At 69.9% G+C, this 21,003-nt stretch carries 23 protein-coding genes; 6 read left to right on the top strand and 17 right to left on the bottom strand.

Features of this window, described 5'->3' with window-relative positions:
• Window positions 1–12: 12 nt before the first annotated feature.
• Entirely contained in the window at window positions 13–495 is a 483-nt protein-coding gene (locus tag WJM96_RS01200) for a biliverdin-producing heme oxygenase (protein ID WP_424810587.1), read from the top strand.
• A complete protein-coding gene (locus tag WJM96_RS01195; RefSeq protein WP_424810586.1) occupies window positions 492–3,017 on the top strand; it encodes an HWE histidine kinase domain-containing protein in 2,526 nt (841 codons plus the stop codon). The genes WJM96_RS01200 and WJM96_RS01195 overlap by 4 nt, the downstream gene beginning before the upstream one ends.
• Here the strand turns inward: WJM96_RS01195 and pbpC are convergent.
• Together pbpC and WJM96_RS01185 are read right to left on the bottom strand one after the other, a co-directional pair.
• Window positions 3,010–4,878 carry a penicillin-binding protein 1C gene (gene pbpC, locus WJM96_RS01190; RefSeq protein WP_424811807.1) on the bottom strand — a complete coding sequence of 623 codons (1,869 nt, stop codon included), beginning with the start codon at window positions 4,876–4,878 and terminating at the stop codon, window positions 3,010–3,012. The genes WJM96_RS01195 and pbpC overlap by 8 nt on opposite strands.
• An 82-nt stretch (window positions 4,879–4,960) precedes the next feature.
• A complete protein-coding gene (locus WJM96_RS01185) occupies window positions 4,961–5,308 on the bottom strand; it encodes a hypothetical protein (RefSeq protein WP_424810585.1) in 348 nt (115 codons plus the stop codon).
• 156 nt (window positions 5,309–5,464) lie between these two features.
• On the opposite strand from WJM96_RS01185, the gene WJM96_RS01180 reads away from it, so the two are divergent.
• Window positions 5,465–6,364, top strand: a complete 900-nt coding sequence (locus WJM96_RS01180) for a LysR family transcriptional regulator (protein ID WP_424810584.1) — start codon at window positions 5,465–5,467, stop codon at window positions 6,362–6,364.
• Window positions 6,365–6,412: 48 nt separating this feature from the next.
• Here WJM96_RS01180 and WJM96_RS01175 read toward each other — a convergent pair whose 3' ends face one another.
• Complete coding sequence (locus WJM96_RS01175) at window positions 6,413–7,171, bottom strand: HpcH/HpaI aldolase family protein (RefSeq protein WP_424810583.1); 759 nt, start codon at window positions 7,169–7,171, stop codon at window positions 6,413–6,415.
• Window positions 7,172–7,327: 156 nt separating this feature from the next.
• On the opposite strand from WJM96_RS01175, the gene WJM96_RS01170 reads away from it, so the two are divergent.
• Both WJM96_RS01170 and WJM96_RS01165 read left to right on the top strand, forming a co-directional pair.
• Window positions 7,328–8,722, top strand: a complete 1,395-nt coding sequence (locus WJM96_RS01170) for an FAD-binding oxidoreductase (RefSeq protein ID WP_424810582.1) — start codon at window positions 7,328–7,330, stop codon at window positions 8,720–8,722.
• A gap of 33 nt (window positions 8,723–8,755) precedes the next feature.
• Window positions 8,756–9,931 (top strand): MFS transporter, encoded by a 1,176-nt coding sequence (locus WJM96_RS01165; RefSeq protein WP_424810581.1) that lies wholly within the window; start codon window positions 8,756–8,758, stop codon window positions 9,929–9,931.
• Between the two features lie 28 nt (window positions 9,932–9,959).
• Here WJM96_RS01165 and WJM96_RS01160 read toward each other — a convergent pair whose 3' ends face one another.
• From WJM96_RS01160 to ada, 3 genes are all read right to left on the bottom strand, one after another.
• Window positions 9,960–10,385 carry a hypothetical protein gene (locus tag WJM96_RS01160; RefSeq protein ID WP_424810580.1) on the bottom strand — a complete coding sequence of 142 codons (426 nt, stop codon included), beginning with the start codon at window positions 10,383–10,385 and terminating at the stop codon, window positions 9,960–9,962.
• A gap of 291 nt (window positions 10,386–10,676) precedes the next feature.
• The gene (locus WJM96_RS01155; RefSeq protein ID WP_424810579.1) at window positions 10,677–11,381 is read right to left on the bottom strand and encodes a 2OG-Fe(II) oxygenase; all 705 of its coding nucleotides are present in this window, start codon (window positions 11,379–11,381) and stop codon (window positions 10,677–10,679) included.
• Entirely contained in the window at window positions 11,378–12,433 is a 1,056-nt protein-coding gene (gene ada / locus WJM96_RS01150; protein WP_424810578.1) for a bifunctional DNA-binding transcriptional regulator/O6-methylguanine-DNA methyltransferase Ada, read from the bottom strand. The genes WJM96_RS01155 and ada overlap by 4 nt, the downstream gene beginning before the upstream one ends.
• Before the next feature lie 213 nt (window positions 12,434–12,646).
• Between ada and WJM96_RS01145 the strand changes: the two genes are divergently transcribed.
• Window positions 12,647–13,822 (top strand): MFS transporter, encoded by a 1,176-nt coding sequence (locus tag WJM96_RS01145; RefSeq protein ID WP_424810577.1) that lies wholly within the window; start codon window positions 12,647–12,649, stop codon window positions 13,820–13,822.
• Here the strand turns inward: WJM96_RS01145 and WJM96_RS01140 are convergent, their stop codons facing one another.
• From WJM96_RS01140 to hisB, 11 genes are all read right to left on the bottom strand, one after another.
• The gene (locus WJM96_RS01140; RefSeq protein ID WP_424810576.1) at window positions 13,823–14,674 is read right to left on the bottom strand and encodes a SirB1 family protein; all 852 of its coding nucleotides are present in this window, start codon (window positions 14,672–14,674) and stop codon (window positions 13,823–13,825) included.
• A gap of 2 nt (window positions 14,675–14,676) precedes the next feature.
• On the bottom strand, window positions 14,677–15,057 hold the full coding sequence (locus tag WJM96_RS01135; protein WP_424810575.1) for a histidine triad nucleotide-binding protein: 381 nt from the start codon (window positions 15,055–15,057) through the stop codon (window positions 14,677–14,679).
• Between the two features lie 61 nt (window positions 15,058–15,118).
• Complete coding sequence (locus WJM96_RS01130) at window positions 15,119–16,042, bottom strand: DUF2332 domain-containing protein (RefSeq protein WP_424811806.1); 924 nt, start codon at window positions 16,040–16,042, stop codon at window positions 15,119–15,121.
• A 68-nt stretch (window positions 16,043–16,110) separates the two neighbouring features.
• The gene (locus WJM96_RS01125) at window positions 16,111–16,668 is read right to left on the bottom strand and encodes a phosphoribosyl-ATP diphosphatase (RefSeq protein ID WP_424810574.1); all 558 of its coding nucleotides are present in this window, start codon (window positions 16,666–16,668) and stop codon (window positions 16,111–16,113) included.
• Window positions 16,668–17,438, bottom strand: a complete 771-nt coding sequence (gene hisF / locus WJM96_RS01120) for an imidazole glycerol phosphate synthase subunit HisF (protein ID WP_424810573.1) — start codon at window positions 17,436–17,438, stop codon at window positions 16,668–16,670. Before hisF ends, WJM96_RS01125 begins: the two co-directional genes overlap by 1 nt.
• A gap of 127 nt (window positions 17,439–17,565) precedes the next feature.
• Window positions 17,566–17,997: an N-acetyltransferase family protein gene (locus WJM96_RS01115; protein ID WP_424810572.1), complete on the bottom strand. Its 432-nt coding sequence runs from the start codon at window positions 17,995–17,997 to the stop codon at window positions 17,566–17,568.
• Complete coding sequence (gene hisA, locus WJM96_RS01110; RefSeq protein WP_424810571.1) at window positions 17,994–18,731, bottom strand: 1-(5-phosphoribosyl)-5-[(5-phosphoribosylamino)methylideneamino]imidazole-4-carboxamide isomerase; 738 nt, start codon at window positions 18,729–18,731, stop codon at window positions 17,994–17,996. The genes WJM96_RS01115 and hisA overlap by 4 nt, the downstream gene beginning before the upstream one ends.
• On the bottom strand, window positions 18,728–19,324 hold the full coding sequence (locus WJM96_RS01105) for an N-acetyltransferase family protein (protein ID WP_424810570.1): 597 nt from the start codon (window positions 19,322–19,324) through the stop codon (window positions 18,728–18,730). The genes hisA and WJM96_RS01105 overlap by 4 nt, the downstream gene beginning before the upstream one ends.
• Window positions 19,321–19,965 carry an imidazole glycerol phosphate synthase subunit HisH gene (gene hisH, locus WJM96_RS01100; protein ID WP_424811805.1) on the bottom strand — a complete coding sequence of 215 codons (645 nt, stop codon included), beginning with the start codon at window positions 19,963–19,965 and terminating at the stop codon, window positions 19,321–19,323. Before hisH ends, WJM96_RS01105 begins: the two co-directional genes overlap by 4 nt.
• A complete protein-coding gene (locus WJM96_RS01095) occupies window positions 19,965–20,345 on the bottom strand; it encodes a DUF2628 domain-containing protein (protein WP_424810569.1) in 381 nt (126 codons plus the stop codon). The genes hisH and WJM96_RS01095 overlap by 1 nt, the downstream gene beginning before the upstream one ends.
• Entirely contained in the window at window positions 20,345–20,953 is a 609-nt protein-coding gene (gene hisB / locus WJM96_RS01090) for an imidazoleglycerol-phosphate dehydratase HisB (RefSeq protein ID WP_424810568.1), read from the bottom strand. Before hisB ends, WJM96_RS01095 begins: the two co-directional genes overlap by 1 nt.
• Window positions 20,954–21,003: the final 50 nt, after the last annotated feature.

The raw sequence follows: 21,003 nt of genomic DNA, 5'->3' as shown, positions 1-21,003 counted from the left end.
CGATCGGCGACCATGCCGCTGCACCGCGCGGTGGAGGACGGGTTCGCCGACCTCGACCTCACCAAGCCCGCGGACTACGCGGAGTTCCTGCGCGTCCACGCCATGGTCATCCCGCCGCTGGAGGCCGCACTGGAGCGCATTGGAATCGCCGGGATCCTTCCCGATTGGCCCCGGCGGCGCCGGGCCTCCGCCCTGGCCGAAGACCTTCGCGCGCTGGGTGCCCAGGTGCCCGAGGCGGAGTCCGTCCGCATCGCGCCGGGTGCCGAGGCTCTCGGCGTGGCCTATGTGCTGGAGGGTTCGCGCCTCGGCGCGGCCATGCTCCTCAAAACGCTCCCGGAGAGCCTGCCGCGCGCCTTCCTGGGACACGGACGCGGCGAAAAGCTGTTCCAGAGCTTCGTTCCCATTCTGGATACCCTGGAAGGAAAGGAGCGGGAGGCGGCAACCCGCGGTGCTTCGCAAGCGTTCGAAATGTTCTTGAGCCATCAGAGCGCATGAACTTCACGCCTCGCGAAAAGGTCGACCTGACCAACTGTGACCGGGAGCCTATCCATCGCCCGGGCCAGATTCAGGATTTCGGCATCCTTATCGTCATCGACCAGGAAGGGATCGTCCGGCAGGCCTCGGCGAACCTCCCCACCTACCTCGGCGTCGAGCTGTTGGATGTGGTGGGCTTCCCGCTTGCCCAGCTTCTGACGCCCGAGGCACGCGGCGTCATCCTGCCGCGCATGGCGGCGCCCATGGAAAATGGGGAACGCTTCTTCGACGTGCCCCTGCGCGAGGGCCAGGGCATGTTCGACGTGGCGCTGCACATGTCGGGCGCATGGCGGATCCTCGAGGCGGAGCGTAGCGCGGGTGGCCAGGTCGAGGTCACGGAGGACCTTCGCCTGCTGATGGCGAATTTCGACCAGGCCGCCGGATTCCAGGTTTTCTGCCGCCTCGCGACCGAGCGCCTGCAATCCATCCTCGGCTACGACCGGATCATGGTCTATCGCTTCGACGAGGATGCGTCCGGCGAGGTCATCGCGGAATCCGCGCGGCCGGCGATCGGCAGCTTCCTGGGCCAGCGCTATCCGGAGGCCGACATCCCTCGCCAGGCGCGCATGCTCTATCTGCGGAACTGGCTGCGCAGCATCGCCGATGTGAATGCCGCGCCCGTGCCCATCATGGCGCAGACCGGCGAGGAGCCGTCGATCGGGCTCGACATGTCGCTCAGCACGCTGCGCGCCGTCTCGCCGATTCATCTGGAATATCTGCGAAACATGGGCGTGAGCGCGTCGCTCTCGATCTCCATCATCGTGCAAGGGCGGCTCTGGGGACTGTTCGCCTGCCACCACTATTCGCCGCGCCTTGTCGATTTCAGGCGCCGCACGGCGGCCGAGCTCTTCGGCCAGATGTTTTCCCTCCTCCTCGACAGCCGCGAACGGCGCGAGGAGGCGGAGCACGAGGCCAGCGCCCGCATCGTGCAGGACGCCATCATGACCCGCGTGGCACGCAGCGAAGACGCTGCCGTCGGTGTGCGCGAAGCCCTGCCGCAGATCGCCGAGACCATCGCCAGCGACGGGATTGCCCTCGTCATCGGCGGCGAGGTGACATTGCATGGCGAGACCCCGGCGCGCGAGGAGTTCGACGGCCTCCTGGAATTCCTCCGCTCCGAACCCCGCGGCGACGTGCTCGCGGAAGAGAGCATCGCGCGGCTCTATCCGGATGCGAGCTCCTGGTCCGACCGCGCGACCGGCATGATGATGCTTCCGCTCTCGACCGTGCCGCGCGACTACCTGATTTTCTTCCGCAAGGAATACGCGCGCACGGTGGTGTGGGGCGGTGAGCCGATGAAGCTCGTCACCATCGGCCCGCATGGTCCGCGTCTGACGCCTCGCGCGAGCTTCGAAGCCTGGCAGGAAGTCGTGCGCGGACGCTCGGCGCCCTGGACGGCGCTCGACCGCCGCATTGCCGAGGGGCTGAAGATCGGGCTGCTCGACGTCATCTTGCGACTGACGCATCTGGCTGAGGAACAGCAGCGCCTTGCTTCCGAGCGGCAGAAGCTGCTGATCGCGGAACTGAACCACCGCGTCCGCAATATCCTCGCGCTCATCGCGGGCTTGGTGAAGCAAGCCAATCCCGCGGAATCGACGACCGAGGAATTCGCTCGTCAGTTGGAGGGCCGTATCAATGCCCTTGCCCGCGCGCATGACCAGATCACGCGGGACAATTGGGGCCCTGCACCGCTTCGCGGCCTGCTGCGTGCCGAGACCGCGGCCTTCGAGACGCGAGAGGGCGAACGCATCCAACTGGACGGGCCGGATACGCTCCTCTCGCCGCTGGCTTTCTCGACACTGGCGCTGGTGGTGCACGAGCTGGCGACGAACTCGGCGAAGCATGGCGCGCTCGGCTCCGAGGGCGGGCGCGTCTCCATCAGCTGGAAGCTGGAGCGGGGCGGCCTCAGCCTCGAGTGGCGGGAAATCGGCGGGCCGCCTGTGCGCGAGCCCACGCGCCGCGGCTTCGGCAGCAGCTTCGTGGAGCGTGCCATTCCCTTCGATCTGCATGGCGAAGCGCGTGTCGTTTTCGCGCCGAGCGGCCTGCAGGCGCACTTCGTGATTCCGGCCGCTCATCTGGGCGCCGTGGCTGCGGAGCCGGCGGCGGCGGAGCCCGCGGCGGTTCCCGGGCGGGCGTCGGGGCTGCCGCGCAGCGCGCTGGTGGTCGAGGACAACATGATCATCGCCATGGACGCGCAGGCCATGCTTCGGAAGATCGGCGTGCCCGACGTCGTCATCGCCAGCCGCGTGCGCGAAGCGCTGGACCACCTGGACGCTCATCCCCCGGATTTCGTCCTGCTCGACCTCAATCTCGGACGTGAGACGAGCCTGCCCATCGCGGAGGAGCTCGACCGGCGCGGCATCTTCTTCGCCTTCGCGACAGGCTATGGCGAGGGCAGCAAGATGCTCGGCCGCTTCGCCGAACACCCGGTAATCCGCAAGCCCTACGCGCGCGAGGCCTTGCAGAAGCTTCTGATCACCTGACGCGCAGCTGGGTGCCAGCCGCGGAACCGGCTGCGTCCAGCACGGTGATACGATAGAAGCCCGGCCCCGGCGGTACCCAGCCCGTTTCTCGGCGCGCCGGATCGGTGGCGAGCGGCACGCCGTCCACGAGGAACGTCAGAGGCCGTTGGCCACCGCTGGCGCGGAGGATGACCCGGCCAGCCTCGGGCAAGGTGGAACGCGGCGGCGGGAAAAGCAGCCGCAGCGCGTCGGTCGGCGGGCCGGAACCGGTCGCGAGTGTCCGCTGCGGGGCGGCTGGCCGCGGTGCCGGGGGCAGGCGTTCGAAAAGCTGAGCCAGAACCGGCAAGGCGAGCTGCGCGCCTGTGGCTCCCGGCATGGGCGTCCCGTCCGGGCGCCCGAGCCAGACGCCCGCCACATGGCGCTGGTCCATGCCCAAGGCCCATGCGTCGCGGCCGCCCCAGCTCGTCCCCGTTTTCCAGGCGATACCTTCGGGCCCGCCACCCGGAAAGCGCTGCACGAGGATCGAGGTGGCGAGCCTGGCGGCACGCGGCTCCACCACCGCCTGTCCCGCGCCGGCGGCGCGGCCGCCATTCCCCAGCATGGCGTAGAGCCCCACCATCTCGCGCAACGTGACGCCGACGCCACCCAGCGCCAACGGCAGGGCCGGTTCCGCACCCGGCGGCAGCCGCGGCACCACGCCGCCGGCCTTCATCGCACTGGAGAGCCGCAGCGGCCCCAGCCCGTTGAGCAGCGCCACGGCCGGCTGGTTCAAGCTGAGGCGCAGCGCGTCGGCTATGCGGAGGCGGCCCTGGAACTCGCGGTCGAAGTTCTCGGGCGCGTAGTCGCCGAAGCGGCGCGGCACGTCTTCCAGCACCGTATCCGGCGTGACGATGCCCGCCTCGAAGGCCAGCGCGTAGATGAGCGGTTTCAACGTCGAGCCGGGCGATCGAATGGCCCGCGTGAGATCGAGCGCGCCCGCGCGCGACGGGTTCATCCAGTCCCCGCCCACGATCGCCCGCGTCTCGCGCGAGGAGAGGTCCATCACCATCAGCGCGAGGGAGACGCGCTCCGGCAGGCGGCGCAACGTCTCCCGCGCCAGGGATTCCACCCCGCGCTGAAGGTCGAGGTCGATGGTGGTCGGCCCCTCGCGGCGCTCCCGCGCGAAATGCGGCGCGAGGCGCGGCATGGGCCGGCGGCGCGCGGGAACCTCGCCCGCCAGGGCGATCTCGGCTCCGGTGGCGATATCGGGCGCACGGCGCAGCAGCACGGCGTCGCGCGCGCGACGAGCGGCATCGGGATGCCGGTCGGGCCGGAGCGCCTCGGGCCTGCGCGCGAGCGCGACCAGCAGGGCGCTCTCGCTCGTATCGAGCGCGGAGGGTGGCCGGCCGAACCAGGCGAAGGATCCGGCGCGCAGCCCTTCGAGGTTGCCGCCCTGCGGCGCCAGGGTCAGCCAGATCTCCTGAACGCCGCGCTTGCCATAGCGCCACTCGAGCTGAAGCGCGCGGGCGATCTCGATGAGCTTGCTGCGGAGGGTGCGCGGTCGCGGCTCGAGCAACCGCGCCGCCTGCATGGATAGCGTCGAGCCGCCGGAGACGACGCGGCCCGCACGGATCCACTGGAACGCCGCGCGCGTGAGCGCGAGCGGATCCACGCCCGGGTGCCAGTCGAAGCGCGCATCCTCGGCGGCAATGAGCAGGGAAAGAAGATGCGGCGGGACATCCTCGGGCCGCGTCCGCAGGCGCCACACGCCGCCCGGAGCGGGCAGAACGGAGAGCAGCCGCCCGTCGCGCGCCGTCACCTCGCGGGCCAGGTTCTCGAAGCGGGCCATCGGCGGCGGCAGGGCACGGTCGAGTGCCCAGGCGCCGCCAAGCAGCGCGAGCATCGCCGCCAACAGAAATGCCGCCCGTTTCATCGGGCGGCATTCTGAACCTAAAGCGGGGAACTTGTCCCGCGAAGTCGGACGGTTAGCCGCGCGGAGCAGCCGGGTTGCCGGCGGTCATGGTCGAGGCAGGAGCGCTGGGCACCCAGACGATCTCATGGCTGCTCTCGGGGCCGACCAGGATCGGCTGCAGGCCCGGGGCCGCATGCTGCACGCCCTGCGTATCCGCGTGGCGGGCGACGGGCTTGCCCTGCTCCTCGGTGATCACGGCGACGGCGCCGCCGCCGACCACGTTGTTCATGGAGCCCGGAGCGTACTCGACGGTCGAGTTGTCCGCGCCGCCGATCAGGCGGGGGTAGGACTGGGCCGACGCCGCGCCGGCGGCAAGGCCGGTGGCGAGAAGGGCGGCGGCAAGGGAGAGACTGGCGTTCATTTATTTGACCTTTCTGAAACCGGCGGGGGCGTGCGCCCCGTTCGATGACGGTGAGATGACCCTTTCCGCCTCTCTTCGGCAGTCGCGAATGTTGTACATCCCCCATGCACTCCTGTATGGCTCTCCCCGCGCATAGTTCCAGGATGCATGGCCGTCATGGCTGACCTCGCCCATTCGCTAGACTGGTCCTTGCTCCGTGCCTTCGTCGCCGTGATCCGGCACGGAAGCCTTTCCGCCGCGGCCCGCGCCCTGCGCCTGACCCAGCCCACGCTGGGGCGGCAGGTTCGCGCGCTGGAGGAGCAGTTGGGCGAGGCCTTGTTCGACCGTTTGCCGAGCGGCCTGCGCCCCAACGCGCGCGCCATGGCCCTGCTGGCCCAGGCCGAGGCCATGGACCAGGCGGCGGCCGAGCTCTCGACGGCGCTGGCCGGCAATCCGGATGCCCCTTCGGGCACCGTGCGGCTCTCCTCCAGCGAGATCATTGGCACGCGGGTGCTGGTGCCCATCCTCGGGGATCTCGCCATCAGCCATCCCGAGATCGAGATCGAGCTCTCCATCTCCAACACCTACGAGAACCTGTTGCGGCGCGACGCCGACATCGCTGTGCGCCTCGACCGGCCGGCGCAGGAGGAGGTGATCGCCCAGCGGGTGGGCGAGCTCGAGGTCGGCATGTTCGCGTCGCGCGCCTATCTCAAGCGGCGCGGCATGCCATCGAGCCTGACGGATCTCGGCCAGCACCGGATGATCGGGCCCGACCAGGACCAGCGCGCCATGAGCATCATCATGGAACGGCGCGGGCTACCGCTCTCGCGAGGCCTCTTCACCTTCCGCAGCGACAGCCGCCTGGCGCAGGAAGCCGCTGTGCGCGCCGGGATCGGCATCGGCCCGATCCGCACCTTCGAGGTCGAGGACGATCCCGAGATGGTGCGCGTCCTGCCGCAGGGCTTCGTGGAGCGCCTGCCCATCTGGGTGACGGCGCATCCCGACATGCGCCACGCCCGCCGCCTGCGCGTGGTCTATGACGCGGTGGTCGCGGGCTTTCGCGCGCGCTTCAAATAGAAAAGGGGGCCGAAGCCCCCTTTCCGGCTGGCGAGTTGCCGCCGCGGCTCAGCCGCGCGCGACCTTCACCGCCTGCGTGGCGGCGGCGACCATGAGGCCGACCTCGTTCGCGATGGTGACGAGCTTGAAGCCCTTCTTGATCATCTTGTTCGCGTATTCGGCCGTGCCGTTGTGCAGGCCCGCCGCGATGCCGCGCTTGGCGGTCTCGGCCAGCAGCATGTCGTAGATCGCGAGAATCTCGGGATCCTCCACGTCGAGCTTCGGCTCCTTCCCGTACGAGAAGCAAAGGTCCGACGGGCCGATATAGATGCCGTCGATGCCCGGCACGTCCAGGATCGACTGGATGTTCTCGATCGCCGTCTTCGTCTCGATCATGGGGATGACGAGGATCTCGTCATTCGCCGTCTTCTGATAGCCGCCCGAGGAGCCATAGGCGCCGGCGCGGATCGGGCCGTTCGAGCGCGTGCCCATCGGCGGATACTTGCTGTACTGCACCAGGGCGCGGGCCTCCTCGGCCGTATTCACCATGGGGCAGATGACGCCGTAGGCGCCGGCGTCGAGCACCTTGCCCACGATGCCGGGCTCGTTCCACGGCACGCGCACCATCGGCGTGGCGCCGGAGGGCTGGATGCCCTGGAAACAGGAGACGCAGGAGAGGTAGTCCTGCACGCCATGCTGCATGTCGACCGTGACGCTGTCCCAGCCGGCCTTGCTGTACATCTCCGCGGAGAACGCGTTGGGGATGGCGAGCCATCCGTTCACGACGGCCTTGCCGGCCTTCCAAGCTTCCTTGACCTTATTCGCCACCGCTTTTCCTCCTGCGCGTATGCGTGGGAACGCTAGGAGCGGGCCGGTTGCGCGTCAACGCGCCCCGGGGAATTTCGGAACCTTAGCCCGGCTTAGCGGTGCCTCGCTTTAAGCGCCACGGCGCGCGTGTTACGCCTGGGGGGCAAAGGACCAGCCATGAACACCATCGCCCCCCTGCCCGCCGCCGCCGTCATCGCCGCCGCGCGCGAGCTCCTCGGCGACCGCCTCACGACCAACGACGCCATCCGCCAGCAGCATGGCCGCGGCGAGGACACTTCGACGCCGACGCTGCCCGATGCTGTCGCCTTCGTGGAGACGACGGAAGAGGTGAGCGAGCTGCTCAAGCTCTGCCACCATCACGGCGTGGCGGTGACGCCCTTCGGCGCCGGCACGTCGCTGGAAGGCCATGTGAACCCCGTGCGCGCCGGCATCTCGCTCGACCTCAGCCGCATGACCAAGGTGCTGGAGGTGAACGCCGAGGACATGGACTGCCTCATCGAGCCCGGCGTCACGCGTCAGCAGCTCAACGAATACCTGCGCGACCAGGGCCTTTTCTTTCCGGTCGATCCCGGCAGCCACTGCACCATCGGCGGCATGTGCGCGACGCGCGCCTCCGGCACGAACGCCGTGCGCTACGGCACCATCCGCGAGAACGTGCTGGGGCTGGAGGTCGTGCTTTCCGACGGGCGAGTGATCCAGACGGGCGGGCGCACCCGCAAGGCGGCCAATGGCTACGACCTCACGCGGCTGTTCATCGGCAGCGAGGGAACGCTCGGCGTCATCACGAAGATCCGCCTGCGCCTGCACGGCATTCCGGAGGCCATGACCGCCGCCGTCTGCCAGTTCCCCACGCTGGATGCCGCGGTGAACAGCGTCATCACCACCATGCAGGCGGGCGTGCCCGTGGCGCGGATCGAGCTGCTGGACGAGGTGCAGATGGAAGCCTGCATCCGCTACTCGAAGCTGGAAGGCTACAAGCCCGTCCCCACCCTCTTCCTGGAGTTCCACGGCACCGAGGCCGGCGTCGTCGAGCAGGCGGAGCTGGTGGAGGCCATCACTTCCGACCATGGGGGCGAGGGCTTCGCCTGGGCGCGCGACGCCGAGGCGCGCAACAAGCTGTGGAAGGCGCGGCACGATGCCTATTGGGCCTGCATCGCGCTGCAGGCGGATTCACGCGGCATCGCGACCGATGTCTGCGTGCCCATCTCCCGCCTCGCCGAGGCGCTGCTCGGCGCCAAGCGCGACATCGAGGAATCCGGCCTGCTCGCGCCCATCGTGGGCCATGTCGGCGACGGCAATTTCCACACGGTCATCCTGGTGAAGAACGACGATCCCAAGGCGATGGAACGCGCCTGGGAGCTCGACAAGAAGATCGTGAAGCGCGCGCTCGACCTCGGCGGCACCTGTTCGGGCGAGCACGGCATCGGGCTGGGCAAGCGGGAGTTCCTGGAAGCCGAGCACGGCGCGGAGGCCATGGCCGTGATGCGCGGATTGAAGGTTGCGATGGACCCGAAAGGCATCCTCAATCCCGGAAAGATCTTTCGAAACTAGCTTCGCTCTTCCAGTCGCACGGCACGCAAAAGAATGAATCCGGTCGCATGGCCGCTGCTCGCGCTCACGCTCGGGCACATGTTCTCGAACGCCATCCGCACGCTGCCCGCCGTGGCCAGCGACGTGCTGGCACGCGACCTCGCGATCACGCCCGAGGCGCTGGCGGGCATCACGGGCGCCTTTCCCGCCGCCTTCGCCGCCGCGATGATCCCGGTGGGCGTGGCGCTAGATCGATGGGGGGTGAAGCCCGTCTCGCTCGCGCTGCTGGCCATTGCCGCCGTGGGCACGGTGATCGCGGCGCTGGCGCCATCGGCTTCCACCATGCTGCTCGCGCAATGCGTCCTCGGCGTGGGCTGCTCGGGCATGATGATGTGTCCGATGACCTATGCCGCCCGCGCCGTCCCGCAGGAGCGTTTCAGCGTCTGGGCGGGGCTGATCCAGGGGGTGGGCAATTCGGGGATGATCCTCTCGGCCTCGCCGCTCGCCTGGCTGGTGGAGGCGCATGGCTGGCGCGCCGCCTTCCTCGCCTGCCTCGCAATCCTGGCCATCGCTCTGGTGGCCGTGCCGCTCACGGTGCGGAAGGACCGGCAACAAGCTGGTCCGGCGCGGTCGATCTGGCAGGACGCCAAGGAAGTCATGGCCATCGCGCTCTCGCCCCGCTTGCGGGGGTTGATGGCGCTGGCCTTCTGCTCCTTCGGCGCCGTGCTGGGCGTGCGTGGCCTCTGGGGCGGCCCCTGGCTCATGGAGGTCAAGGGAATGGGCCGCGTGGCGGCGGGCAACCTGCTGCTGGGCGTCACCTTCGCGCTGGTGATAGGGCCGGCCTTCGCGGGCTGGGTCGTGAGCCGCGTCGGGCATCTGCGCCTGCTGCTGGTAGGCGGGCATCTGGTCGCGGCGGGGCTGATCGTAGCCTTCGTCGCCGGCGGGCCGCTCGGCTTCCCGGCCTGGCTGGACGGCGTGATCCTGACGGCATTCGGCCTCAGCATCGCCTTCCAGATCCTGTGCTTCGCGCTGTTGCGCAACCTGGTGAAACCGGAGGAAGCGGGGCGCGCGCTCTCGGCGCAGAACATTTTCTTCTTCGGAGGCGCCGCCGTGCTGCAAGGCGTGAGCGGTATTTCCGCGACCCTCGGAGGGGTAGCGGCGGCGCTGCTCACCTTCGCCGCCGCGCTTGTCATCGCCAGCGCGCTCTTCCTGCGCTGGCAGCGTGCCTGAGCTCCAGAGGGAGCTCAGGCGCCGCCTATCAGAAGGCCGCGCAGATCACGCTGACCGCGTGCGGCACGCCGTTATTCAGGTCATAGGGGCTGAGCGCGCCGTGGCCCGAGGGATTGGTGAAGTTCTGCTTGCCGAGCAGCACCGTCACCTGCTGGTAGGGCTGCAGGCTAGGACCAGCCGGCGGCGGAGGTGAGCCGCTGATGCGGTCATGCGCCGGGGTGTAGCTGAACGTCACCGAATACAGCGGGATGACCCGGTTCGTGCGGTTCTGGAACTGCGCATAGTACAGGACGGTCGAGTTGCGGCCGTTGCTCTGCACATTGTTGTAGAAGGCGTTGGCCGACACCGAGCCGTTGCAATAGGTCGCGATCTGCGCCTGCGCGCCGCCCGCCGCCAGAGCCATGGGAACGGCCAGAGCCGCCGCCAGGACCGGGATCTTCAGGAACTTCGTCATGATCAGGCTCTCCTTTCCTTGGTCAGGTCCGGAGGGCCCGGCCTGATGAAGCGAGACTAGAAGGGGTCGGCTTATCGCCACCAATACATGGAAGCGGTCCCGCGGATCGGTTTCGCCTATCGGTTCCCGTCATGGCCTCGGAATGGAGGTTGGCGTGGGCGGAGCGCAAAAGATAGCTTTGAAAAACATGAATTTTATGGAGATTGGCGTAAAAGCGTCCTCAACCTTCCGGCGAAATCCGGGTCGAGCGCCCTGGGTTCCCGCCAGGGTTGTACTATGCGCCCCAAGTATTCACGCGGCGTCGTGCAGGATAATGCCCAAAGTCTCCCGCCTTCCGCTGCGCACGCGGCTCACGCCATGGCGCAGGTTCACACGGTAGGTTCCGCGGCTTCCCTGCACGGGCCGGTTGCGGACCGCGAAGATCACGCCCTCGCCCTGGGCCAGCGGAATCACCGCCGGGCGCGACTGCATGCGCGGCCGCTGCTCCGTCATGACGAACTCGCCCCCCGTGAAGTCACGCCCGGGCGCCGAGAGCAGGAAGGCGATCTGCAGCGGGAAAACATGCGCGCCGTAGAGATCCTGGTGCAGGCAATTGTAGTCGCCCGGCCCGTATCGCAGCAGCAGGGGCGTCGGCCGGGACTGCCCGGCCGCGTGACAGCGCGCGAGGAACTCGGCGTGCTCCGCCGGGAAGCGCGCGGCCTCGCCCATGCGCTCGTGCCAACGGTTCGCGAGCGGCGCGAGCCGCGCGTAGAAGGCGCCCCGCAGGGCGTCGATCTCCGGCGGCAACGGCGCGGCGAAATACTGGTACTCGCCGCTGCCGTAGCCGTGCCGCGCCATGACGACGCGGCTGCGGAACCGGCCTTCATCCTCGTACATCGCCGCCAGCCGCGCGCATTCCTCCGGCGTCAGCAGCGGGCCGGTGGTGGCGGCCCCCTCGGCATCGAGACGCTCCTCGAGCGCCTCCCAGCCTAGGGCCGCGATACGCTGGGCGATCACGCCGCGCCCTCGCGCCGCAGCAGCGCGCGCTTGCGCTCTATGCCCCAGCGATAACCCGCCATCGTGCCGTCCTTGCCGATGACTCGGTGGCACGGAATCGCGACCGCGATCTCGTTGCGCGCGCAGGCCGAAGCGACAGCGCGGACCGCGTTGGGTTGGCCGATGCGGTCCGCCAGCTCGGAGTAGGTGAGGGTGGTGCCGGCGGGAATCTCCCGCAGCGCCTTCCAGACACGCTGCTGAAAGGCCGTGCCGCGCACGTCCAGCGGCAGCGCGGCGGATTCCGACGGGCGCTCCACCAGCGCCACGGCACGCTGCAGCAGCGCCTCGAACCCGGCATCTCCCGCGATGAGCCGCGCCTTCGGAAAGCGCGTGCGCAAGGCGGCCTCGTCCTCGTGGAACGCGATGGTGCAGATGCCCTTCCGGGTTGCCGCCACCAGCAACGGCCCCAGCGATGTCGCCGCCACCGCGAAGCGGATCTCCGCGTCGCGCCCGCCATCCTTCCAGTCCGTGGGACGCATGCCGAGCAGCGCGCCGGCCTGCTCGTAGAACCGGCCGTTGGAACCGAAGCCCGCGCCGTGGAAGGCCTCCGTGACACTAGCCTCGCTCTCCAGCCCTTCCTTCAGCCGCTCGGCCCGGCGGGCAGCCGCATAGTCGCGCGGCGTCACGCCCGTCGCCTCGCGGAAGACGCGGTGGAAATGGAAGCGGCTGAGACCGACGGCCTTCGCCAGGACATCGAGGCTCGGCGCTTCCTCGGCCGCATCGATGATGCGGCAGGCCTCGGCGACGGCGGCCGCATGGCGCTCCGCCTGGCCAGGCCCATTGGGGCGGCAGCGCTTGCAGGCACGGTAGCCCGCGCGCTCCGCCGCCGGGCCATCGGCGTGGAAGGAGACATTCTCCCGCCGCGCCGGCCGCGCCGCGCATGACGGGCGGCAATACACGCCGGTCGTCAGCACCGAGAAGACGAAGTGACCGTCCGCGGCCGCGTCGCGCGCCCGCACGGCGGCCCAGCGCTGCTCCTCGGTCTCGTAGGGCGTCTCTGTGTCGAGAGGCATGATGGCGTTCCTTCAGCCGGCGGCGGAGGTGCCGCGTCGGGGCCTGAGATGCGCCCCGGCGCCGCGCGCTTCGCTCCGCCGCTTGCTGCCGAATTGGAAATGGGGCTGCGGAGGCCCGCGGTCCAGCACATTCGAATTCAACCGCAAGCGGCGGAGCGCCGGGCCGGCGCGGCGCGGACCAACTGCGCGCCGAACCCTTGCGGAGATCGCGCCATGCGAAGCCCCTTCCACTCCCTGCTCGGCGGCGCCGCCGGCATCCATGCGGCGGATCAGCTGGCCATGGCCGCGCTGCCGCTCAACACAGTCCTGTTACTGGGCGCGGGCCCCGGGATGGTGGGGATGCTGCTGGCCGCGCAGGCGGGGGCCTGGCTCCTCGGCTCCCTGCCCGCCGGCCTGGTGGTGGATGGGATGACGCGGCGCGGCGCGCTGCTGCTGGCGGCCGCGCTGTCCATCGCCGGCTGCGGCATCGCGACGCTGGCGACGGAGCCCGGCCTGCTCGGCCTCGGCACCTTCATCGGCTCGCTTGGCACCGTGCTCTTCGTCCTGGCCGCCGGGTCGGCCGTGCCGGACCTGGTGGCGCGCGATGGCCTGGCCCGGGCCAATGCGCAGTTGGAGCTCTGCCGCGCATCCGTCACGCTGCTCGCCGCCCCAACTGTCGGCGCTCTGGCCTCGCTCGGCTGGCTGCGCGCGGCCTATGGCGCCGCGATGCTGTCGGGGCTGCTGGCGCTGGCGGCCATCTCGTTGCTGCCGCGCACCGCCGCGCCCGCCCGCTCCACGCGGCCGGATCTGCTGGAAGGCGCGGGCTTCGTCTGGCGGCAGGAGCTGCTGCGCGCCATCGGCTTCTGCGCGGTCTTCTGGAACACGGGCTTCTTCGCGCTGACGGCGGGCTTCGTCCCCTTTGCGCTCGACCGGCTCGCACTCGACCCCGCGCGGATCGGGATTGCCCAGGGCGGCTATGGCGCGGGGCTGCTAGCCGGCGCGGCGGCGGCACCCTGGTTCATGCGGCGCTGCGGCCTCAATGCCGTTCTGCTGGCGGGGCCGGGCCTTTCAGCCCTGGCGCCGTTGCTCCTGCTCGCGGCGCCGGCGGGTGGCACGGCAACGCCCCTGCTCGCGCAGTTCCTCGTCGGCTTCGGCCCCATGATGTGGTTCGTGTGCCAGGTCAGCATCCGGCAGTCCGTCACCCCGCGCGAGATGCTGGGCCGCGTCGGCGCCAGCCTTCAGGTCGCCATATACGGCGTGCGGCCGCTCGGCGCGCTGGCCGGCGGCTGGCTCGCGAGCCGCGACCCAGCCTGGGCCATGGTACTGGCCGCGGCGCTCTTCATCGCCTCGACCCTCGTCGTGCCGTTATCGGCGTTGATCCGGCTGCGCAGGCTGCCTTCGCCTGCCTGATCAGTTCAGCCGGTTCCGCAGCGACTCCAGCAGCTCCCGCGTCTGGATCGCCGCCTCGCCGCGCGGCTCCAGCTCCAGCGACTTCTCGAGGCTCTGCAGCGCCGCGCCGATGCGTTCCAGATGATGCTCGATCATGCCCGCCTCCCGCCAAAGCGTGGCGTGGCGCGGCGCCAGGCGAAGCATGTCTCGCGTGCAGACGAGCGCGCCTTCGAAATCCCGGGCGGAGAGGCGGCGCAGCTTGATGTTGTTCTGCAGGCGCAGCAGCACGTCGCGCTTCGACATGGGCGCCAGCGCCGCCGGCGGCAGCAAGGGCTGGTCACCCTGGCCGCGCCTCGCGATCTCGCGCAGCTGGTGCGGCTGCAACTGGCGGCCCTCATCGAAGGCATCGAGGATGATCTGCCCGCGCGCATGCTCGAGTGCGAGCAGGAAGTGCCCGGGCGTGTTCACCCCGTGCGCCGCCCAGCCCACGGCTTCCGACGCATGCAGCCAGAGGATGCCCAGCGCGACAGGCAGGCCGCGCCGCCGCTCGATCACCCGGATAAGGTTGGCGTTCGCCATGTCCTCGTATGTTTCGGAATCGCCGTGAAATCCCCATTCCCCGTGCAGCAGCCGTGCCAGGACGCGGCGCCGGGGCTCCGGCTGGCCGCCATCCGCGTCGCGATCGGCGGCAGCGAGTTCCACCGCCCGCCGCGCGATCGCCGAGAGTTCCGCCGCGGCGGCGCGCCAATCGGCATCCGGCGCATCGATCCGCGCGAACTGCAGCGCAACCGCGGCGATATCGAGCTCGGAATCATCGAGCTGACCCGCCGCTTCGAGCGCGGCACGCGCTTCTTGCTGGGAGGTAGCCGGCATGCTCAGGCCGGCGGGACCATGCGCCCGAGGCGCCTGCCGCCGAACAGGTGCACGTGGAAGTGGGGAACCTCCTGCCCGCCATTGCCGCCCATGTTGCTGAGCAGGCGATAGCCCTCCGCATCCAGGCCGAGCGACTTCGCGACATGGCCGACCGCGCGCCAGAATCCAGCGATCTCGGCATCGCTCGCCTTCTCGTGGAAATCCGCGGCGCTCACGTAGGCGCCCTTCGGAATCACCAGCGCGTGGATGGGCGTCAGCGGATTGATGTCGTGGAAGGCGAGGGCGAATTCGTCCTCATGAATGCGCTTGCAGGGAATCTCGCCGCGCAGGATGCGCGCGAAGATGTTCTGCGGGTCGTAAGGCGGCAAGCCGGTGACGGACATGAAGCGAATCCCGATCGAATCGGCGCGCAGAATGCCCACCGATGCCTCTCCTGCAAAGCGCTCAACCGAACCAGGAGATGGAGGCGCCGTGAGGATCGGTCCAGGCCACCGGCCGGCCATTGACCGAAAGCAGGAAATGCCCTGGCGGAGCAGGCGACGGCGCCTGTGCGGCAATGGCAGGAAAGACCGAAGGCGCCTCGTTCGCGATCCATACATCGGCGTGGCGCATCGCCGCTTCCGCGAAATTTTCGCGATCCGCCTGGGAGGTGACGTAGGCCAGGACCGCCGTGTGAAAGACGACGCGCGTGGCTCCGGCCGGCGCCTGGGCCAGCAAGGCCACGAGATCCTGCCGCAGGTCGCCCTGATGCAGCGGGGGGCGCTCCTTGGCCGCGAGACCGATGGCCTGGCGCAGGCGGGAGCGGCGCTGCTCCTGCTCCGGCCAGACCAGCGTTTCCAGCCACGACACGTCCGCCGCCGATGTCACGTCGAGGGGATGGAGGTCGAGCCCCGCCCGCCAGGCTACGAGGGGGAGCCGGGTCGGCAAGGGGGTCGCGGAGTTCGCCTCGCAGGGAAACACCGGCTCTTCGGCGCCGAGGCGATGCTCGCCATAGGCGTAGCCATACCTCTCAGGCAGAAGGCACAGCCCTGCCGAGGCGCCTACCTCGAGCAGCGCCAGCGGCTGCGGCAAACCGGCCAGCACGGGCAGCAGCACGGCGCAGCGCGCGGGCTCGTTGGTTTGTGTGGTGCGCGTGAGCATGACGGCGCGCAGTTCTTCGGGTTTCGCCTGCAGCGCATCGCGGAAGGATTCGAAATTCGGAAGTGTTCCGTGAAGGTGCCGTACGGCCGCGAGGAGCAGATTGGCCTGCCGGCGGGCGGGGGGCAGGTCCAGCAGGAAGTCCAGGATGCCGCGGTCACCCGCCACGCCGCGGGCCAGTTCCTCGTAGAGCGGCGAGCGGCCCTGCGCCTCTTCGGAGGCGAAGCGCAGATAGGCCGCGGCCAGGACCTCTCGCGGATGCGGCTCCGTCAGGCGGCGCCGCGCCAGCGGGCGGCGAATTATGGCAGCTTGCTCGTCTGCGCGATCGCCATCAGGCCCTTGGGCTTCGGGCGGGAGGCCTTCTCCATGATTCCGGAGATGCCCTCGCGGCGGCGCAGCTCGGCCCAGACCTCATCGGCGCCGATGCCGGCGTCCACCAGCACGACCATGAGGTGGTAGAGGACGTCCGCCGCCTCGGCGATGGTGGCGTGGCGATTGCGCGAGACAGCCTCGATCACCAGTTCCACCGCTTCCTCGCCCAGCTTCTGCGCGACCTTGGCGGTGCCCCGCGCCATCAGGCGCGCCGAATGCGAATGGGCGGCGTCACCAGCCGCGCGCCGGGCCTCGATGGTCGCCCACAGGCGATCCAGCACCGTCGCGTTGCCGTCCTCCGGTAGTTCCAGCGGCTTGAGGTGCGACGCCTCGGCGCGCAGCACCGCCTTGCGCACGCGCGCCTTCTTGGCCGGCACGTCGGCGGGCATCGGCACGCGGGCGCGCTTGGTGGTCTTCTTTGCCGGCTTAACCGCCTTCAAAGCCTTCGCATCCGCCTTCTTGGTCTTCTTCTCGGCCTTCGCCATCAAGCCATCTCCCGCACACGGCGGACGGGCAGCCCCGCCGCGGCCAAAGCATCCTTCGCGTCCGCGATGCGGAACACGCCGTCATGGAACACGCTGGCGGCGAGCAGGCCCGTCGCCCCCACCTTCGCACCCTCCACGAAATGATCGAGCGAGCCGACGCCGCCCGAGGCGACGACCGGCACCCGCACCGCGCCGACCACACGGCCCAGCAGGTCCAGGTCGAAGCCCTGCTTCGTCCCGTCGCGGTCCATCGAGGTCAGCAGGATCTCTCCCGCGCCGAGCGAGGCCATGCGCCCGGCCCATTCCACGGCGTCGATGCCGGTGGCCCGGCGGCCGCCATGGGTGAAGACCTCCCACCGGCCCTCGGCCACGCGCTTCGCGTCCACCGCCACCACGATACACTGGCTGCCGAAGGCCTCGGCCGCACGGCTGACGAGCTCCGGCTCCGATACCGCCGCGCTGTTGATGCTCACCTTGTCCGCACCGGCCAGCAGCAGCCGCCGCACATCCTCGACGCTGCGGACGCCGCCGCCGACGGTGAGCGGGATGAAGACCTCGGCCGCCGTGCGGGAGACGACGTCGTACATCGTGTCACGGTTCTCGTGCGACGCGCCGATATCGAGGAAGGTGACCTCGTCCGCGCCCTGCCGGTCATAGGCGCGGGCCTGCTCCACCGGGTCGCCGGCATCGCGCAGGGCGACGAAGTTCACGCCCTTCACGACGCGACCGTCCTTGACGTCCAGGCAGGGGATGATGCGCAGCGCGAGCATCGCGGATGAATTCCATGGGTCATCCAGGCGCCCTTTCGCGCCTGGGCTAGGGCGAATGGGGATTTTTGCGCCTGGGGTCAAGGGACTGTTTTGCGACGCAGCCCCCGTGACCGCGCAAGGACTTTCTCTAGGGCCGGCGCGCCTGGAAAAACGTCTTGCCGCCGCGCTCGAACCCCGCGCCCTCGTAGAAGCGCAAGGTGCTCTCCTGCCGGGAGCCCGTGGCGAGCATCACCTTGTAGCATCCCTCCGCCCAGGCACGGTCCAGCGCCGCGGCCAGCACCGCCCGGCCCAGCCCGCGCTGGCGGTGCCCGGCGTGGGTGACGACATTCTCGATCAGCGCATAAGGCCGCGTGCCCCGCGTCAGGTTCGGGATGACAACCAGCGTGCAGGAGGAGACGAGCTCGCCCGCCTCCTCGGCGACCAGCACCGTCGCCATGGCGAGCAGCGCGGCCAGCGCCGTACTGGCCTGCTCGCGCTCCGGGGCGGGATCCTCCGCGTTCAAATGCCTGTAGAGCGCGAGAAGCCCGTCGAGATCCTCCGGGCCGGCCGCGCGGATCATGGCGCCCCGGCGAGCTCCAGCGCCTTCACCGGTTCGATCCGCCCGTCATAGAGCGCCCGGCCCAGGATGCACCCCTCGATCCCGTCCTCGCGAGCGGCCTTCAGCGCCACGAGATCATCCAGCGAAGCCACGCCACCCGAGGCGATGACCGGCGTGGCCAGCGCCAACGCCAGTTCCCGCGTCGCCTCGACATTCACGCCGCCCAGCATGCCGTCGCGGTCAATATCCGTGTAGACGATGGCGGCCGCGCCGGCGTCCTCGAACCGGAGCGCCAGCTCGCGGGCGGGCAGGGTGCTGGTTTCGGCCCAGCCTTCGGTCGCGACCATGCCGCCGCGCGCATCGATGCCGACCACGACACGGCCCGGGAAGGCCCGGCAGGCCTCGCGCACGAAGACGGGATCCTTCACTGCGGCTGACCCCAGGATGACGCGCGTCACGCCGCCCTGCAGCCACGCCTCCACTGTCGCCATGTTGCGGATGCCGCCGCCGAGCTGCACCGGCATGGAAGCGGCGCCGAGAATGCGAGCCACGGCCTCGGCATTGGCGGGCTGGCCGGCGAAGGCGCCGTCGAGATCCACCACATGCAGCCAGCGGAAGCCCTGGGCGGCGAAGGCGCGGGCCTGCTCGGCCGGGTCCTCGGCATAGACGGTGGCCTGGGCCATGTCGCCGCGCTTGAGGCGGACCACCTTGCCCTGCTTCAGGTCGATGGCGGGATAGAGCGTGAAACCGTTCATTGCGAGGAGCCCCCGATCTCACCCAAGGCGTCGGCCGAGCTGCGGCCGCGGGGAATCTCGATCACGCGGTAGTAGTAGTGGCCTTCGATGGTCTCGCCGTCCACGCGGGCATAGGCCGGATGCGTGCCCCAGCGCGTGTAGCCCAGCCCCTCGAAGAGCGAGATGGCGGTGCGCTGCGTGGCGCGGACATCGAGGTTGATGACGCGGATGCCCTGCGACGCCGCGTATTCCTCCACCCTCCGCACCAGCAGCCGCGCCATGCCGAAGCCGCGCGCATAGGGCGCCACGAAGGCGTGGGTCAGCGTGCCCGCGAAGGCCTGGGCTTCATTGTTGCGCGGCGGGCGGACGAATTGCGCGCTGCCCACCACCTCGCCATCCAGCCGCGCGATGAAGAGCTCGCGTTCCGGCACCAGCAGGACGCCGCGGAAATGACGCTCAAGCGCCGTGCGGCTTTGCGCCCCGATCCAGCCGAAGCCGCCGCCCTCGACAATGGCGGCGTTCGTCGCCTCGCACAGCTGCGCGAGGTCGTGCTCGTCGATGGCGTCCACGCGCTCGATGTCGAGGCGATGAACCACGGAGGGTTCGGAGCTCATGGCTGCCAGCCCAGGAAGTTGGACAGGATGCGCAGGCCGACGGCGCCGCTCTTCTCCACGTGGAACTGCGTCGCGACCATGTTGTCGCGCCCGAGCATGGCGACGACAGGGCCGCCGTAATCCGTGGTGGCCAGCAGGTCGGCCGGATCGCCGTTCCGCCAGGCGTAGGAATGCACGAAATAGGCGCGGTCGCCCGGCTCCAGCCCCGCCAGGACCGGGTGCGCGCCGGGCGTGAAGTCCAGGCCGTTCCAGCCCATCTGCGGAAGTGGAAGGGGGTGGCCGGTCGCGTCGTTCGGATCCATCGGCGCGACCTCGCCCGGCAGCCAGGCGAGGCCGGGAGTCACGCCATGCTCCAGCCCCTTGTCGGCCAGGAGCTGCATGCCGACGCAGATGCCCAGGAACGGCTTCCGCTGGACCTGCACCTGCTCGTAGAGGGCCGCCACCATGCCATCCAGCGCATCCAGGCCGGCGCGGCAGGCGGCAAAGGCGCCCTGGCCGGGGAGGACGATGCGGTCCGCCTGGCGCAGCGCCTCGGCCTCCCGCACCAGATCCACCTGGATGGGACCGTCGGAAGCCCGCTCCAGTGCCCGGCGCACCGAGGCCAGGTTGCCCGAGCCCGGGTCGATCAGGGCGACGCGCATCATGCCCGCGCCCCCGCATAGAGAGGCACGAGGCCAGGCTCGGCCGTCAGGAGGCGGAACAGCGCCGCTTCCTCGTCACGGCCCAGGACGACATGCGCCACCGGGCGGCCGCGGCGCGCCAGCGTCCAGCGCCGCAGATCATGCCCGTGGAAGCCCAGCAACAGGGCTAGTGCCGGGGGCAGCGCGTCGCCTGCGACGCCCGGCAGCGCGGCGGCTGCGACCATCGCGGCCAGCGTGCCGATACCGGCCAGCAGGGCGCCGTGGCGGAACAGCCAGAGCGGCCCGAAGAGCATCGCCCAGAAGCTGAAGCCTTCCGGGACGAGCACAGGGATCCGGCGTCGCGCGCCGGGCTGGGGGAGGTGCACCGTGAAACCGCGCATCAGCCGTCCAGCGAGCCCTTGGTGGAGGGGATGCCCGTGGCGCGCGGATCGGGCTCCACCGCCATGCGGAGCGCGCGCGCGAAGCCCTTGAAGCAGGCCTCGGCGATGTGATGCGCGTTGGTTCCCGCCTTCATGGTGATGTGGCAGGTCAGGCCAGCATTGAAGACCAGCGCGCGGAAGAACTCCTCGAAGAGCTCCGTATCCATCTCGCCGACCTTGTCGCGCGGGAAGGTCACGTTCCAGGCCAGGAAGGGCCGGCCGGAGATGTCGATGGCGCATTCGGCCAGGGCTTCGTCCATCGGCAGCAGGCATTGGCCGAAGCGCGTGATGCCGCGCTTGTCGCCGAGAGCGACGCGGATGGCCTGCCCCAGCACGATGCCGCAATCCTCGGCCGTGTGGTGGAAGTCGATGTGCAGGTCGCCCTTGGCGGTCAGGGCCAGGTCCAGCAGCGCGTGGCGCGTGAGCGCGTGCAGCATGTGGTCCAGGAAGCCAATGCCCGTCGAGATCTCGGCATGCCCCGTGCCGTCCAGCGCGAGCCTGGCGTGGATCTCGGTCTCGGCGGTACGGCGGGAGATCTCGGAGCGGCGGGTGGGGGCGACGGCGTCCATGCGCGCCCCTCTAATCCCTCCGGCCGCGGAAGGCCAGCGGGAAGGAAGCC

It is taken from the genome of Roseococcus sp. YIM B11640, assembly GCF_049727625.1.
In the GTDB taxonomy this organism is placed as follows: Bacteria; Pseudomonadota; Alphaproteobacteria; order Acetobacterales; family Acetobacteraceae; genus Roseococcus.
Note: the sequence above shows the minus strand (reverse complement) of the source record. Positions and strands in the feature narration are given on the sequence as shown.